We start from the raw sequence: 17,298 nt of genomic DNA, 5'->3' as shown, positions 1-17,298 counted from the left end.
ATTCGGCTGAAAGCACAAGGAATAAGTGTATGTAGGAAGAGTTGAGGGGTTGTTTGAATTTGGTGTGAAAGAATAATTATATACTATAAGAAAAAACATTTATTTATTGATACTTATATTTACTTGTTGGGAAATGCGGCCGTAAATACCGTTAGTTTTTCCTACTTGCTGTCATATGAATATCTTATAATGCAAAATAAATTAAAGTGAGGGGGGGGATGATTTTTCGATTGTTGCGGTTCAGCAAATAATTTTCAGATGGTTATCCACGATGAAATTGATTTGTAAGATTAAGTATCAATGGAACTCTCAAAATTCCGTAATCATAAATTCACGAGGTGAGTTTACTATAGGTTTCTAGCATCTAAGAATCAAATGGCTGTGAGTAATAGGGTGACAAGCTTGATGTTTATTGTTGATAATCAATTTGAGATCATTAAGATTATGTTATTGCTGATATTTGTATCGCTAAAGTTTTTGTCCGGTAATCGTAGGGGGCGATTATATGAATCAGTTTGCTAATGCTAGCCCATCCGTGATTGCACGGGAGACATTAAAGCAGCTTGCTATACTCAAAATACAACCTACTCCTGAAAGTTATTTTAAGCTGTACAACCAAATAGCAGGTAATCCAGATAGTCAGGTTTGTGCTGTTACGGCAAAATTACTAATGGAACTGGCAAAAGAATTTCCGCGTCATACACCGCCTTTACTCAACTGTGCCAATAACCTAGAACAGGCCGTGAAAGATAAGAGTTGGTCTGATTTTAAATCTGTATTGGTAAAATTTGTTGCAACCGTAACGGCTTCTAATAAGACTGTTCCACCGATTGAAACTGCAAAATCCATACCAGGAGCATCCTGGGTAAAAATTATTGACAGCTTATTCGATGATCTCGTTGATTCGGAAAATTTTTCTGAGAATGTAAATAAAAGAAAAGAATTAAAATATGTATTGGATGAATTTTCTGATGATCCTGAACTTGCTTACAGCAAATTAATGGCATTGGTTCAGTCATGGAAAGGTTCGAATTCTGTTTCTCAAGAGTCTGAAGAGAGTATAGAAAACATATCGATATCGGTATCAGATGCAAACTCTTTTAAGCAACAATCTGAACCCAAAGAAGATATTCTGGCACAAGAATATCAAATCAGCGGTTATACAGACCAATTGCTGGAATTGCTGGCGCAGATTCTGGAGCAAGTTATTGCTAATCAGATTGAAGATAAAATTCTGGCGGGCGAGGCCAGATCTCTGGGTAAGCAGGTTAAAAAAATTCAAAGTAAGCTGGGAATGGAACAATTCATGGCGAGCTTTCAGAGATTCTGTGTCAAGTTGGAATTGGGTAATGAGGACAAATCGAACATACAACAAGGTTTGCTTAAATTATTAAGTATGCTGATGGATAGCACAAGCGAATTGTTGTCGGAAGATCAGTGGATTAAATTACAGGTTTCCAAATTAAAGAAAGCTATGTCTAGGCCACTGGATATGCAGATAATAGCGCAAGCTGAATTTTCGCTTGGAAAAATAATACAAAGGCAGATCAAAGTAAAACAAAGCCTGGGCAAAGCCAGGGAAACTATGCGGCAAATGGTAACTTCCCTAATTTCCAATCTTGAGGAACTTTCAGATGCTACAGGCGGATATCATGAAAAATTGGAATACTACTCCGAAAGAATCAATCATATCAATAATATTGAAGATATAAATCAGCTGCTTGCAGATATAATGCAAGATACCCAGAAAGTGCAGAATAATGTGCTGAAATATCGCAATGACTTGGTATTTGCGCGTGCAGAAATTAATGAAGCACAAAATCAAATCAATCAGCTAGAAACGCAATTGCAGGAAATGAGCGAACAAGTGCAAGAAGATCATCTGACGGGTGCACTTAATCGACGAGGATTTGATAAGGCATTCGAACGCGAGATTACACAATTGGCTCGCAGTCAGGGAACACTTTGTTTTGCTCTGTTGGATATTGATAATTTTAAGCAGTTAAACGATACGCATGGACATCATGTGGGTGATGATGCATTGAAATACTTGGTTGAAGCGGTCAAAGAAACTGTGCGTCGGGATGATGTGATATCACGTTATGGTGGAGAGGAATTTGCAATTTTGTTGCCTAATTCCGGGTTAAAAGCGGCGATATCAACAGTTGCGAGGATACGGCGCTATCTAACCAAGAAATTCTTTTTGCATGGAAACAATCGATTGTTAATTACATTTAGCGCCGGCGTGGCCCAATATCAGCCCGGGGAATCTCAGGAAAGCTTGTTTAAACGTACTGACGAAGCGTTATATTTTGCTAAGAGAAATGGTAAGAATCAGATTGTTGCAGCTGAGGAGGCTGTGTCAGCCGGCGAAATTTGTAAAAGTCATTTAAATCCGGTTAACGCCATTTGATTCGGTGTGGTGGCGCAAATCGCCAAGACTCCAATATAAGTTCGAATATTACATGCTGCACCACCGTGGCGTGTTATTTTGTCCGTTTCTTTATTCTTATCGCCTCACACCTGGATTGCCTCAACTGAGAAGATGGCCCGGGTTATTCGCCAATGAAAGACGAAGTTTGTTAATGTTTCATACGGAATCATGTAAAGGGTTTGAAGAATTCTCGTTTTGGTAGATCCACTGATTTAGCAACAGCCGGGCGACACCGATAACCTCCGATGCAACCATTCCCACCGGTCCATGATTTTTCTGCAGCAGGTGGTCTGCTGCAGCGCCATGCAAATAAACAGCAAGCAGTAGTGCCTGGCCTGGATTTAAACCTTGAACGATCAATGCCCCAATAATTCCGGCTAATACATCGCCGGTGCCAGCAGTACTCAGTCCAGGATTACCGCTGGTGTTCAGATAACGTTTTCCATCCGGAAAACAACATATACTGCCAGCGCCTTTCAGTACGACATAACAATTAAAACTGCGCGAGATTTGATGCACGGCATGCATTCGATCGTTTTGTACGGTGGCGGTGTCGATATGCAGAAGGCGCGCAGCTTCGGCAGGGTGCGGGGTCAAAATAGTCGGTATATTGCGCTGGCTGAGGTTTCTGGCTAGATCAGGATATAAAGCAATCAGATTGAGGGCATCGGCGTCCAACACCAGCGTGAATTCACTATGCAAGGCAGTCTCCAGTAACAACAATGCTTGCGTGGATTGTCCCAGACCGGGGCCAACCACCAGGCAACTTAATGAATTCAATGAGAACAACTCAGATGGAGTGCGTAGCATTAATTCCGGTTGGGAGAAATCGACCGACGGTGCGTTTTCTGCGAGTAAGCCGAGATATACGCGTCCCGCGCCCAAATGCAAGGCAGAACGACCTGCCATCAGCGCAGCGCCTATCATACCGGTAGAACCGCCGAGAATCGCCACGTTGCCGAATGAACCTTTATGACTGTTGAGAGGGCGAGGCGGTGGCAGAAGGGAATTCGCAAGCCTATGATTCAACAGCCAGATACGTGGTTCGGGGGGTGAGGGTAATAGGATATTCAGGTCGCGTAAAACGATCGTGCCGCAGCATTCCGGTCCGAAGTTCGTGAACAGGCCCGGTTTGAATCCAATAAAGGTTACGGTGAGGGTGGCGCGGATTGCCGTACCGTAAATGCAGCCGTCATCGCTGCCGAGCCCGGAAGGAATATCCAACGCTACAATAGGAATATTCATTTGGTTGACGGTATCCACCCATTCTCGATATTTACCATCGATGGGTCGGCTTTGAGATAGATTCAGGCCAATGCCGAATATGCCATCAATTACCGCATCCCAGTCTTGCTTGCCGTCGGGTATGTCAGCAAGTATTTCACCGCCGATTTCGAGCCAGGCTTGCATTGCTTGCTTGGCATCCGGTGGAACGCGATTACGATCGCCGTGGAAAACCACGGTAACGGTATTTTCCCATTCTTTCAAATAACGTGCTACAACGAAGGCATCGCCACCGTTATTGCCGGGACCGGCGAGTACCAATATGTGATGGCTTTTCTTGTGCAGTTGATCACAGATGATTTGGGCTGCGGCTAATCCCGCTTTCTCCATTAACCGGGGAGGTTCAGGCAGCAGAGTGGTTAAATGCTCTATTGCGCGCATTTCTGCAGTAAGCAAAACCGGATCAGCAATCATCATATTTTTCACACTCATGGGATGATCAGCGATAAGTACATCTTCTCGTGTAAAATTGCAATCTTTAAATAATAGTTTTATTTCTTCAGATGCTTCAATTTTGTGGTGGTCGTGCGCTTTCTCCATTCCGTCTGGAAAAGTTACTCAAAGAAATTAGAGCCTTTAGTCTGCCAGTAACAGCTATCCATGCAGAATATTGGCATTTTTGTTCAGTGACGCCCACTATGCAAGATAGTGATCTGGATGGGCTGAGAAAAATACTTAATTCTGATCAAACACAGGAAGATAAATGTCATCCAGGGGAGTTTTTTTTAGTCTTGCCACGTCCAGGCACAATTTCCCCATGGTCAACAAAAGCCACGGATATTGCTCATCATTGCGGCTTAACCGCTGTCGAACGTATTGAACGCGGAGTTGCGTATTATATTCAATGCGATGTACAGCTTGCGATTAATGACAAGAATCGTCTCGCACGCATGTTGCATGACCGCATGACAGAAACCGTTTTTGCTTCTTTTGATGAGGCTGTCAAACTATTCCAGCATTTTCCCCCGAAACCGCTCCACACGATTGATGTAATGCACGGTGGCATTGAGACTTTGTTACAAGCGAATCGAAACATGGGACTGGCTTTATCACCCGATGAAGTTGATTATTTGTTACATCATTTTAGGACCGTGCAGCGTAATCCGACTGATGTCGAATTGATGATGTTCGCGCAAGCCAATTCCGAGCATTGCCGCCACAAGATATTTAACGCCAACTGGATTGTTGATGGCAAGCCGCAGGATAAATCCCTGTTTGCCATGATTCGTAATACGCATCAAATGCATCCACAGGGCACTCTGGTGGCCTACGCTGACAATGCCAGCGTGATAGAAGGGGCGAAAATAAACCGCTTTTATCCCGGCAATCAGCAAACCTATGGTTACGCCGAAGAAGAAACACATGTATTGATGAAGGTGGAAACGCACAACCATCCGACCGCGATTTCACCGTTCCCAGGAGCTGCAACCGGAGTCGGTGGTGAAATTCGCGATGAAGGCGCTACGGGCCGAGGCGCTAAACCAAAGGCGGGGTTATGCGGTTTCTCGGTATCCAATCTGAATATTAATGGGTTTGTACAACCGTGGGAGTATGAGGGAAGCGATAATCAAACGACTTACGGCAAGCCCGGACGCATTGCATCGGCGCTACAGATCATGCTGGAAGGTCCGATTGGCGGAGCTGCATTCAACAATGAATTCGGGCGCCCCAATTTGGCAGGTTATTTTCGTACATTTGAAGAGCGTCTGAGTGGAGAAATGCGTGGTTATCACAAGCCAATCATGCTGGCGGGCGGTATCGGACAGATTTCAGGTGCACACGTGCGTAAGGAGAAATTTCCTGCGGGCACTTTGCTGATCCAACTGGGTGGGCCGGGTATGTTGATCGGTCTGGGCGGTGGCGCGGCTTCCAGCATGGATACCGGCAGCAATGCCGAAGCATTGGATTTTGATTCGGTGCAGCGTGGTAATCCGGAAATGCAACGACGCGCACAGGAAGTAATAGACCGATGCTGGCAACTACAACGAAGTGGTGTCGAGAATCCAGTTTTATTCATCCATGATGTGGGTGCAGGAGGTTTATCCAATGCATTTCCAGAATTGGTGCACGACTCCGGCTGCGGTGGACGTTTCAATTTGCGCGATGTGCCTTGCGAAGAAACCAGTTTGTCACCCATGCAGATTTGGAGTAACGAAGCCCAGGAACGTTATGTTTTGGCAATAAAACCGGAGTCTTTAGCGTTGTTCCAAAGTATTTGCGCGCGTGAACGTTGTCCATTTGCAGTAGTGGGTGAAGCCACGAGTGACGGGCAGTTGGTGGTAACCGATGCGCAGTCTTCCACTGCGCCAGTCGATATGCCGCTGCAGGTGCTGCTTGGCAAGCCGCCGAAAATGATGCGCGACGTTACTCACAGTAACCGGGTACTTCCGGTACTTGATTGGCGGGACGTAACCTTGACCGAAGCTGTCTATCGGGTATTGCATTTACCTGCAGTGGCCGATAAAACTTTTTTAATTACTATCGGTGATCGCAGTGTCGGTGGTTTATCCGTGCGTGATCAGATGGTTGGTCCATGGCAAGTTCCGGTTGCCGATGTTGCGGTGACGAGTATGGGATATCAGACCTATTTGGGCGAGGCATTTGCTATTGGCGAACGCACACCGTTAGCTTTGATAGATTGCAAGGCAGCCGCACGCATGGCGGTAGGCGAAGCGATTACCAATATTGCCGCAGCCTCAATCGGTAATCTCGAAAAGATTAAATTATCGGCGAATTGGATGGCTGCAGCCGGACACGCAGGTGAAGACGCCGGATTGTACGATGCAGTGCATACCATCGGCATGGAATTGTGTCCGCAACTGGGTATCAGCATACCGGTTGGAAAAGATTCAATGTCGATGAAAACCACTTGGGAAGAATCGGAAGTGCGCAAAGATGTTACGGCGCCGCTATCGTTGATTATCACCGCTTTTGCAACGGTGATGGATGTGCGCAAAACCCTGACGCCTCAATTGCGTGCCGATTGTGGTGATACCGAACTTATTCTGATTGATTTGGGACAAGGGCAAAATCGATTGGGCGGTTCAGCACTGGCTCAGGTGTACAAGCAGATTGGCAATGTTGCGCCGAATATTGACGGCGCAACGGGTGCGCAGCACTTGAAGAAATTTTTTAATGCGATTCAACAGCTCAATGAAGTGGGCCATCTGCTTGCATATCACGATCGTTCCGATGGCGGATTATTCGTGACATTATGTGAAATGGCCTTTGCCGGGCATACTGGTTTGACCGTGAATCTGGATCAGCTGTGTTTTGATTCGCACAGCTGTGATATCGACGGATCGGAATTGCAGCCTGAGCAATTGCATGGACGTTTTCTGGAACGCCTTTTAACGGTGCTTTTCAATGAAGAGCTGGGTGCTGTGATTCAAATCGAAGCCACACGGCGCCAGGAAGTGTTGCAAGTGCTAGCCGAAGCCGGATTGCGTGATGTCAGTTTTATCATCGGCCAATTAAACAAAACCGATGAAGTCCGCCTGATGCGTAATAATAAACCAGTGCTGGCAGAGAAACGGGTAGATTTACAACGTGCTTGGTCGGAGACAACGTATCAGATGCAAAAGCTGCGTGATAATCCGGATTGCGCACAACAGGAATATGATCGGATTCTTAAAACTGCCGATCCAGGACTCCAGGTCGAGCTGTGTTTTGATGCCAGTGATGATATTGCTGTACCCTTTATTCAAACCGGGGTGCGTCCGCGTATGGCCATATTGCGTGAACAAGGCGTGAATGGGCATGTGGAAATGGCCGCGGCTTTCGACCGTGCCGGCTTTAGCGCAATCGATGTGCATATGAGCGATATTCTATCAGGTCAATTGTCTTTAAAAAATTTTATGGGATTGGCTGCCTGCGGTGGATTTTCTTATGGTGATGTGCTGGGTGCGGGCGAAGGCTGGGCCAAATCGATTTTATTTAACCCACGTGCACGAGAAGAATTCGAAGCATTCTTTCAGCGTAGCGACACATTTGCGCTGGGTGTATGTAACGGTTGTCAAATGATGAGCAATTTGCATGAGATTATTCCAGGTGCCGAAGCTTGGCCCCGTTTTAAACGTAATCTGTCGGAGCAATTTGAGGCACGCTTTGTCATGGTGGAAATACAACACGGCCCATCGTTATTTTTTGATGGCATGGCCGGGAGCCGGATGCCGATCACGGTGGCCCATGGCGAGGGCAAGGTTGAGCTGTGTTCCGGCCAGTCCGACAAAATTGCGTCACTGGTGACGATGCGATTTGTCGATAATCACGGACAAGTAACTGAGCAGTATCCTTATAACCCGAACGGATCGCTTCAAGGGATCACCGGATTGACTACACCGGATGGGCGATTTAATGTGTTGATGCCACACCCGGAACGGGTATTTCGAGTGACGCAGCATTCCTGGTATCCCGGTATTCGTTCAGATTGGGGTGGGGATGGGCCTTGGATGCGTTTATTCCGGAATGCACGTAAATGGATTGGATAACTCACTATTTTATGGATCTGTTAACAGGATAACCAGAAAAAATGACAAATTTTAATGTAAGCCGTTGTAGCAGAGTTATTAGCGTGATTCTTATGCTAATGGGGTTGTGCGTAAATAATGCAACGGCAACCATCATTCCGGCAAAAAAACCGGCATCTAAAGACTGCGTCCCGTTGGGGGATTGGGTTGTTCCAGGTTTGGGTAAAGCTTCACAACAGGAAATTATCGCACGCGCGGCGAAGGCGTCGGTGGTGCTATTAGGTGAGACCCACGTCAATGCGGATCATCATCGCTGGCAGTTGCAAACACTGGTGGCTTTGCACGCTGCGCGTCCCAATATGGTGATCGGATTTGAAATGTTTCCTCGTCGTGTGCAGGCAGCATTGGATAAATGGATTGCTGGTAAATTAAGTGAAAAAGAATTTCTTCGTGTAGCTGAGTGGGATCGGGTGTGGAATACCGATGCCAATCTTTATTTACCGTTGTTTCATTTTGCGCGTATGAATCGTATCCCGATGGTCGCCTTGAATATTGAAACAAAGCTGCGTCACCAGGTGGCTGAAAAAGGCTTTTATGGTGTGCCCATGGAGGAGCGGGAAGGATTGACGCGCCCGGCGGAGCCCAGTCAAGCATATATTGATTACTTATTGCCGATTTATAAGCAACATGACCGTAAAGACAAAAAAGCAGGGGAAATTACGCAAGATGATTCAGATTTCCGGCGTTTTATCGGTGGGCAACAATTGTGGGACCGCGCCATGGCACAGATACTGCAGCAAGCTGTGACAACATCTATTAGTCCGGATAAGCCGCTGGTCGTAGGTGTCATGGGTTCGGGACATGTATTGCATGGTTTTGGGGTAGCGCATCAATTACATGATTTGGGTATTCAAAACGTGGTTGCATTGTTGCCATGGGATAGCAGTAAATCTTGTCAGCAGTTAGTTAAAGGGGTGGCTGATGCCGTTTTTGGCGTAATGCCGCATGTTTCTGAATCTTTCAGGCCGCAATTCCAGCGCTTGGGGATTCGCTACGAAATGGGGCGGGGCGGTGCCGTGGTACTGCAAGTAGAAAGAAACAGCATCGCAGAAGTCTCGGAACTCATGGCTTCGGATGTGATTCTGGAAATGGCTGGTGTGCCGATTAAAATTACCGAAGATGTGATCAATGTTGTAAAACGCCAAGCGCCCGGAACTTGGTTGCCGATCAAAATAAAACGAGACGGCATAGAGATGCTGATTATCGCTAAATTCCCTACTTTGAGTCTTTAATTTATTTCAATCTATGACAGTGGATAGTTTAATCAGAACTTGTTGTTTGTTTTTGTTTTTTTGTTTGATGTCGGAACAGATTCTATCGGCGCCTGTACCGATCAAGTTTAATGACGTCGAATACGATATCATGGTAAAAATTGATCCTGTAAATCGCACTATTGAAGGGAAAAGCCTGATTACCGTCCATAAACCAAGGGAGTTGCAACTGATGCTGGGAGCGGCATACGAAGTGACTCAGGCGGAATTTAATGATGGGCCATTGGGCATTGGCCGTGAGCAAGCCAACCAAACGCATATTTGGAACATTCCGTTTCATTTCAGGCATCAAATCCAGTTTCTGATACAGTGGAAAGGAACATTGGCTGCATTGGATACTTCTTTGGATCATCAGCAGACATTGGAAAGACCGGTCGCGGTAAGTGGAGAATCCGGCGTGTTTCTGCCGGATGGATCGAATTGGTATCCGCGAATAGTCGGGCATCTGGCGCGGTATAAGGTCAGTATTGAACTACCGTCCGGTCAGAAAGGCTTGGTGGCAGGCCGGTTAGTGGAGGAAAGCGAATCGGAGCAGGGTTATCATGCTTCTTTTGAATTCTCTCATCCGGCTGAAGGAATTGATCTGATGGCTGGACCATATGTGATTGAAACACAGACGCATCAAAACATACATCACCAACCGATTCAGCTGCGCACCTATTTCCATCCACAAATTAGTAGCTTATCAAAAGACTATCTGGATGCGGTGAAGCGTTATTTGAGCCTTTACGAATCCTGGATCGGCGCGTATCCCTATAGGGAATTCAGCGTGGTTTCGAGCCCTACGCCGACCGGATTTGGCATGCCTACATTGACTTATCTTGGCATTGATGTGTTGCAATTGCCATTTATTCGCGATACTTCACTTGGTCATGAAGTGCTGCATAATTGGTGGGGCAATGGAGTCTACCCGGATTATGCAAGCGGCAACTGGTCAGAAGGCCTGACCACGTTCATGGCCGATTATGCCTATAAAGAACAAGAGAGCAGCGAGGCTGCACGTGAAATGAGACTAGGGTGGGTGCGTGATTTTGCCGCATTGCAACCGGGCCAGGATGTGCCATTGACCGCATTTACTTCACGCATGCACGGTGGCGCGTCTAAAGTTGTTGGCTATAACAAAGCCGCAATGTTTTTCTTTATGTTACGAGATCATTTGGGTGACGCGGTTTTTCAACGCGGTATTCAGGGATTGTGGCGTGTGCAGCGTTTCAGAATTACATCATGGCAAGAGCTGCAAAAAATGTTTGAGATGATTTCAGGACAGAATCTGCAGCCATTCTTTTCTCAATGGTTGGAACGCACCGGTGCACCGGCTATCATGATCAACGAAGTAAGAAATATTGCGATGGATTCCGGTTATGAATTATCAATTACTTTGAAACAATCCGATCCGGTATATCAATTGCGCATCCCGGTTGCAATTGAAAGCCTGCAGGGCACAACGACACACATACTGGATTTGCAACAAGAGCAACAGCTTTTTAAGCTGAAATTAGCGGATAAGCCGTTAACGGTTTCATTGGATCCGGATTTGCACCTGTTTCGTCAATTAGCGCATGGTGAAGCGCCGCCAATCCTGCGCGAAGCGATGATTAATGCCGCTACGCGAACAGTTCTATTGTCCATGGATGCCGGGATTAGAAAAATTGCCGGAACGCTTGCCAGCAAATTGCAAGATCGCAAACCGCAAATTATTACCTCAGATGAATCATTTTCCACTGTACCGGTGCTGGTTATCGGTTTGGATTCGGAAGTCGATGTCTGGCTTGCTGCCAGCCGACTACCAGCAAAACCGGATGAAATCAACAACAAAGGCACCGCGCAAGTTTGGACCTTGCCCCGCACCGAGGGGGGATCCTTGACAGTTATTGCCGCAAAGGATGCTGCATCACTTGAAGCACTGATCCGTCCGTTGCCGCATTATGGACGGCAAAGCTATCTTGCGTTTGATGGCCGACAGGTGATAGAGAAAGGTGTTTGGCCAATACGAGTCCAAAAAATAGTAGTTAAATAATATGTGTATTGAACCCTGCCACCAATAATCGGTTGCTCGCGCCCGGCTAAAATAAAATACTGTCATGCCATCGGAGGAGGTAATTTTTCGGGTTGGGCCGATAACGGTGCTGTATCAGTTTTATCATCAAACCATCGATACAACATGGGCATGACTACCATGGTCATCATGGTTGCTGTCGTTAGTCCGAATATGACCACGATAGCCAGAGGTTTTTGTACTTCAGAACCCAACCCTGTAGCTGCTAGAAACGGTGCTAAGCCTAAAACAGTTGTGGCTGCCGTCATCATGACAGGACGGAAGCGCTGTGCACAGGCTTTTCTGACCGCTTCTTCGACGGTTAAGCCTTTATTTCGCAATTCCCGGATAAAAGAAATAATGACCACGCCATTCAGAATTGATGTCCCCCATACGGCAATAAAACCTACCGATGCCGGTACCGATAAATATTGACCGGTAACGAAAAGCCCGACAACTCCACCGACAGACGCAAAGGGTAATACCAAATAGATCAAAATAGCCTGTTTGACCGAATTGAATAACATGAACAGCAAGAAGAAAATAGCTGCCAGCGTAATCGGAACGATTATTGAAAGTGTTGCCATCGCACGCTGCATGTTTTCAAATTGCCCACCCCAGACAAAATAATAGCCCGAAGGTAGTTTGATTTCCTTGGCGGTACGTTCCTGTAGTTCTTCCACAAATCCACCCATATCGCGCCCATGCACATTAACGCCAATTACAACGCGGCGCTTGGCGAATTCACGTGAGATAATCGCCGGACCATCAATCACCTTTATTTCTGCCACAGCACTGAGGGGCACCAGCATGCCGCCCTGTGCCATGCCATTCTGTACATTCGTATTGACAGGTCTTAACAAGAGGTCTTTGATGGCTTCTACATCATGGCGAAATGCTTCCGGAAATCTTAAGAGCAGGGTGAAGCGGCGTTCACCTTCAAAAACCTGGGTGACAAATTTACCGCCAACCGCTGTGGCAATTAATTCGTTGACATCGGAAACATTGATACCATGCCGTGCTATGGCACGCCGATCAATGTTGATTGTCAATTCTTGTTGACCGGATAACCGTTCAATACGGATGTCTCTGGCGCCCGCTGTGGATTTGACAATTCGCGCCACTTGTTCGGATAACATTCTCAATTGCTCCAAGTCATCACCAAAAATTTTAATGGCTACTTGCGAGCGCACCCCGGTTACCATCTCATCCACCCGCTGTTCAATCGGTTGCGACAGGACAACATTCACGCCGGGTAATACTTCTAATACCTTGCGAATATCTTCCTCAATTTCAATTTGAGTCCGGCCTGATCCTTCCAAATCCAGGTCGGCAATCGGATCGGATTCATTTTGTGACGCAGGATCCGCGGGAGTATTACCGCGTCCCAGCTTTGATACGACACTTTTAACTCCAGGCACCGCGGCAATGAGCTGCATCGCTTCAGTTTCAATCTTGATAGCTTCAGCTAATGAGATAGAAGGTGCGCGGATAATGACCGGTGTTATTGCGCCTTCTTTCATAATCGGGATGAATGAGGTACCAAGGAAGGGAAATAATGCAAAAGCAAACATCAGCGAACTGATTGCGATAATCATGGTTTTTTTCTGATTGCGCATGGCTAAGTCAAAAAAACGCAGGTAGCTGCTTTTCAATACAGCAACAATTTTTGTATCCTGTTCGCTTCCACCTTGTAGAAGATAATCACTCAATACGGGGGATAAGAGCAATGACACAAAGAGCGCAACCAGCAGTGCAATGGCGATTGTTATAGCCAATGGACTGAAGGTTTTTCCTTCCATACCTTCGAGCGTTATTAATGGCAGGAAAACCAGAATCGTGACAAATACGCCAAAAATAACCGGAGTGCCGACTTCAGCCACAGCATTAACAATAACATCAAACTTGGATTGGCCGGTGCCTTTTGCCTCACCCAGGCGTTGATAAATGTTTTCAACGACGACCACAGTGGGGTCAACCATCATGCCTAGCGCGATGGTTAATCCGCCTAATGACATCAAGTTGGCAGGCAGGTCGTTGTAATTCATTATCATGAATGTAATTAACGGCGTGATAATCAGGGTAAAGCAAACAACGATGCTGGTACGAATGGTTCCCAGGAAAATCGATAGTACAACGATAACCAGAATGAGGGACTCCATCAGTGTGCTTTGTACTGTAGATAGCGCACCATCCACCAGATCGGTGCGATCATAAAAGGGCACGATTTGTAAACCATCCGGCAATATTCCACGTTCGTTGATTTCAGCAACTTTTTCCTTGATTCGACCGACAATCTCCTTGGCATTGCCGCCACGCAGCATCATCACGATACCTGCAACCGATTCGGTGTAGCCGTTTTTGATGCTGGCACCCTGGCGAACTTCCCCGCCAAAAGTGACTTCACCGATATCGCGCACATAAATCGGTACACCATTCAACTCCCTAAGCACGATGTTGCGAATATCATCCAACGTAGCAATCAGGCCTACACCACGGATCAGGTATTGCTCATAATGCAACGCCAGTATATTTCCGCTGGCATTGGCATTGTTGCTGGCCAGAGCGCGATCCACATCGGTGAGTGTCAGATCGTAATGCCGCAATTTGTTGGGGTCGGCATAAACCTGATATTCCTTGACGTGCCCACCCATTGAGTTGATTTCCGCGACACCGCGAATGGATCGTAACAATGGACGTACTACCCAGTCCTGAATGGTGCGGCGTTCGGTGAGTTCTTCAACCGTGAGAGCGCGTTTACCGTCATCCGGATGCTCGATGGTATATTGATAAACTTCGCCCAATCCAGTGGAAACTGGTCCAAGTACAGGTGTAATGCCGGGTATCAAGCGCGGGGTGACATCAATAATTCGTTCCATGACTAACTGGCGCGCAAAGAATATATCCGTTTTGTCAGTAAAAACCAGGGTAATCAGCGATAATCCGCTTTTATTCATTGAGCGCATCTCGACCAATCCGGGCAAACCGGTCATGGCGATTTCAACCGGCACCGTTACCAATCGTTCCATTTCTTCCGGGCTGCGGCCAATGGCGACCGTAGCGACTTGTACTTGAATATTGGTGACATCAGGAAAAGCATCCACCGACAGGTTTTTTGCCGCGAATCCACCGGCTACACACAACATCAAGCCGATTATCAATACCAGCAAACGCTGATTTAATGCTGCACGAACAATAGCAGCCATCATGATTACTCCAATTCAGCCAGCTTGCGCTCGCTATCCAGATGAAAGGCACCTTCCATTACAATGCGTTGATCAATTGTGAGTCCCTCAAGCACGGGCCGGAAATCGGCCACTTCAGGGCCCAGTTCGACAGGTACGCGTTGAAATTGGTTATCGCTGATGGCAACAAAAACATAATCCTGGTTTAACTCCCGTACAATCGCTGCTTCCGGAACAACCAGGGTTTTGTGTTGCGTATCGGTGATGTGCATATTGGCCAGCATATCCGGCTTCAATTTCCGTTCCGGGTTTTCCACCATTACGCGGGTCATCACGGTACGGGTCAAGCGATTAACCGTATCCGAAACAAATATGATGATGCCATCAAAATCAGTGCCGCCTATCGCGGGCACGTTGATTTCTACATGTTGTTCCAATCGTACGTCGCGTGCAATTTGCTCAGGTACATCGCCAACGACCCAGACGTAAGAGAGATCGGCAATCTGGAAGAGTGGATCGGAAGGTTGCACAACTTGACCTACAATCACGTTACGTGCAATGACGTAGCCTTCTCGGGTGGCTTTGATGTCGAGCCACGGAAGAATTTTTCCTTTCTTGGACAATTCTTTTATATCGGCCTCATTCATACCAAACAGTCTCAATTGATCACTGGCCGCGCCCAATTCAGCCTGAGCAATTTCCAGTTCGGATTTGCGCCGCTCCACTTCGGCAACCGGAATAGCATCGGCGGCTAATAAATGATGTGCGCGATCAAGTGATTTTTGCGTGACTACGACACGCGAGGCGGCACGGAGGTAGGCCAATTGCGATTGCGTTAAATCCGGACTGGTAATGCGGGCCAGCGGTTGCCCTGCTTTGACATAATCGCCCAGGATGACAAATAAATTAATGATACGTCCGGTAACGTAAGAACCAATTTGTGATGTTCTCTCTTCATCGACTTGAACCCGGCTGGGTACCAGTATTCTATCGGCAAGATCAATGAGGGATGGATTGCCGACTTTTAATCGGTCGATCAATTCCGGGCGAACGGTAATGCTATTGATATCGCGCACTTCTTCAGGCTGCTTGGAAACTTGTTCGTCCGATGTGCTGTTGCATCCTGCCAGCAGCAATGTGGCAATAAATAAGAAACTGAAGGTCGAGTAAATAATTTTCATTCTGCAACTAACTCCTTGGGATAATATGCGCGTAAACGATCGATTTCGGCAACCGCTGAGTGGAGTTCAAAGCGGGCTTGCAGAGAGTCAAAAAGGATTCCTCTGAGAATACGCTGCGAATCTAAAAACTCGATCAAAGTACGTTCACCAAATTTGTAAGCTGCCTCAGCCACCCTCACTGCATTTTCCGCTTCCTTGATCAAACCGCCCTCGAACATTGTTACCCGCTGCTGGGCAATTTGATAAGCTTGCCATGCTGCTTCGAATAATTGGGCCATTTCGTAACGGCGGTATTCGAGCGATTCTCGAATTCGAGCAGAATCATGGATAGCCGTATCGATTTCACCACGACGGCGATACCAGATCGGGATTCTGACGCTGAGCCCGGCAGTATTGGAGGTAAATTGCTGATCCTGATAATTGGTGTACATGATATTGACAGATGGCAATATAGAAGCGCGTTCTTGGCTGATCCGCTGATTGGCACGCACTTGTTCCGCCTCTAAACGAACTATATCCGGATTGACGATAGGTACTTGGCGGCGTAGCTCTTCCAGTGAAGGAAGATCGATCGGATCTTTTAAGGATCCTTTAATTTGAAAATTTACTGGTAGAGCTCCTCCGGTTAATTGCATCAAAAATACTTTGGCACGTTCCGCGTTAAGTACTGCCGCTGCCTTGCGATTGGCCGCACTTTGCAATTCAGTTTCTGCACGTATGAGTTCAAAGCGGGCAAGTTCACCGCGTTCGACGTTGACTGCGATACGTTGTCGTACAGTGTTTATCAAGTCATAAATATTTTGCTCCAAGGCGGCCTGGTCTTGCCGCAGCAATAACTCATAGGCACGAACACGTAATAGTGCGGCCAGATCGGTACTGACCTGGCCCAAGCTGGCCCTGCTGGCATCGACGATGGCTTCCGATGCGGCAATACGCGCACTGCGCATAAAAGGATTTTCAATCGGTTGGATAACTGTAATCGAGCGTTGATCGTTAGCGGGTCCTGTCAGATTCTCTGGCAGTCGTCGATCCATAGGCCCCATCATGAACATGACTTCCGGGTTGAGATATGCAGTAGCGGCAATTACTCCGCCTTTGGCCATACCAACTTGTGACCGTGCTGCAAGCACCAGACCGTTGGCTTGTAAGCCCAATCGTTGTAGTTCCTCAATCGTATAAAGTACAACCGGCCCTTGTGTTTCCCCCACCGGTGTAGGCTCTTGCAGTCTGGGCAATTCACTTTTAAATGGTGCCATAGAGGGAGATAATTCACGTGCAGAAGGCGATGAATGCTCTGGTGGTCTTAATGAATCAGCTCCAATTGGAAGCGGAGTCGTGGGTTGTGCTAAGGTTATCGAACAAAATATTAAGGTTATACT

General features: G+C 46.8%; 8 protein-coding genes. 4 read left to right on the top strand and 4 right to left on the bottom strand.

Annotated features, from left to right (window positions below; all coding sequences use genetic code 11):
- The first annotated feature begins 505 nt into the window (after positions 1 to 505).
- Entirely contained in the window at positions 506 to 2,413 is a 1,908-nt protein-coding gene (locus tag CPG39_RS06105) for a GGDEF domain-containing protein (RefSeq protein WP_096292525.1), read from the top strand.
- 177 nt (positions 2,414 to 2,590) lie between these two features.
- Here CPG39_RS06105 and CPG39_RS06100 read toward each other — a convergent pair whose 3' ends face one another.
- Positions 2,591 to 4,150: an NAD(P)H-hydrate dehydratase gene (locus CPG39_RS06100; RefSeq protein WP_231990412.1), complete on the bottom strand. Its 1,560-nt coding sequence runs from the start codon at positions 4,148 to 4,150 to the stop codon at positions 2,591 to 2,593.
- A gap of 71 nt (positions 4,151 to 4,221) precedes the next feature.
- On the opposite strand from CPG39_RS06100, the gene purL reads away from it, so the two are divergent.
- From purL to CPG39_RS06085, 3 genes are all read left to right on the top strand, one after another.
- The gene (gene purL, locus CPG39_RS06095; protein WP_096292523.1) at positions 4,222 to 8,208 is read left to right on the top strand and encodes a phosphoribosylformylglycinamidine synthase; all 3,987 of its coding nucleotides are present in this window, start codon (positions 4,222 to 4,224) and stop codon (positions 8,206 to 8,208) included.
- Between the two features lie 41 nt (positions 8,209 to 8,249).
- On the top strand, positions 8,250 to 9,479 hold the full coding sequence (locus CPG39_RS06090; RefSeq protein WP_096292522.1) for a ChaN family lipoprotein: 1,230 nt from the start codon (positions 8,250 to 8,252) through the stop codon (positions 9,477 to 9,479).
- 67 nt (positions 9,480 to 9,546) lie between these two features.
- Positions 9,547 to 11,535, top strand: a complete 1,989-nt coding sequence (locus tag CPG39_RS06085) for a M1 family metallopeptidase (RefSeq protein ID WP_231990411.1) — start codon at positions 9,547 to 9,549, stop codon at positions 11,533 to 11,535.
- Positions 11,536 to 11,597: 62 nt separating this feature from the next.
- Here CPG39_RS06085 and CPG39_RS06080 read toward each other — a convergent pair whose 3' ends face one another.
- From CPG39_RS06080 to CPG39_RS06070, 3 genes are read right to left on the bottom strand one after another with little or no spacing between them, the layout of a single operon-like run.
- The gene (locus CPG39_RS06080) at positions 11,598 to 14,762 is read right to left on the bottom strand and encodes an efflux RND transporter permease subunit (protein ID WP_096292520.1); all 3,165 of its coding nucleotides are present in this window, start codon (positions 14,760 to 14,762) and stop codon (positions 11,598 to 11,600) included.
- A 2-nt stretch (positions 14,763 to 14,764) separates the two neighbouring features.
- On the bottom strand, positions 14,765 to 15,919 hold the full coding sequence (locus tag CPG39_RS06075; protein WP_096292519.1) for an efflux RND transporter periplasmic adaptor subunit: 1,155 nt from the start codon (positions 15,917 to 15,919) through the stop codon (positions 14,765 to 14,767).
- Positions 15,916 to 17,175, bottom strand: a complete 1,260-nt coding sequence (locus CPG39_RS06070) for a TolC family protein (protein WP_331716189.1) — start codon at positions 17,173 to 17,175, stop codon at positions 15,916 to 15,918. The genes CPG39_RS06075 and CPG39_RS06070 overlap by 4 nt, the downstream gene beginning before the upstream one ends.
- Positions 17,176 to 17,298 lie beyond the last annotated feature (123 nt).

It is taken from the genome of Nitrosomonas ureae, assembly GCF_900206265.1.
Classification (GTDB): Bacteria; Pseudomonadota; Gammaproteobacteria; order Burkholderiales; family Nitrosomonadaceae; genus Nitrosomonas; species Nitrosomonas ureae_C.
Note: the sequence above shows the minus strand (reverse complement) of the source record. Positions and strands in the feature narration are given on the sequence as shown.

Bases quoted from the DNA above. Each gene is read 5' to 3' on its own strand.
- CPG39_RS06105 (WP_096292525.1), top strand. From the start codon at position 506: ATGAATCAGTTTGCTAATGCTAGCCCATCCGTGATTGCACGGGAGACA.
- CPG39_RS06100 (WP_231990412.1), bottom strand. From the start codon at position 4,150: ATGAGTGTGAAAAATATGATGATTGCTGATCCGGTTTTGCTTACTGCA.
- purL (WP_096292523.1), top strand. From the start codon at position 4,222: ATGCTTCAATTTTGTGGTGGTCGTGCGCTTTCTCCATTCCGTCTGGAA.
- CPG39_RS06090 (WP_096292522.1), top strand. From the start codon at position 8,250: ATGACAAATTTTAATGTAAGCCGTTGTAGCAGAGTTATTAGCGTGATT.
- CPG39_RS06085 (WP_231990411.1), top strand. From the start codon at position 9,547: ATGTCGGAACAGATTCTATCGGCGCCTGTACCGATCAAGTTTAATGAC.
- CPG39_RS06080 (WP_096292520.1), bottom strand. From the start codon at position 14,762: ATGATGGCTGCTATTGTTCGTGCAGCATTAAATCAGCGTTTGCTGGTA.
- CPG39_RS06075 (WP_096292519.1), bottom strand. From the start codon at position 15,919: ATGAAAATTATTTACTCGACCTTCAGTTTCTTATTTATTGCCACATTG.
- CPG39_RS06070 (WP_331716189.1), bottom strand. From the start codon at position 17,175: ATGGCACCATTTAAAAGTGAATTGCCCAGACTGCAAGAGCCTACACCG.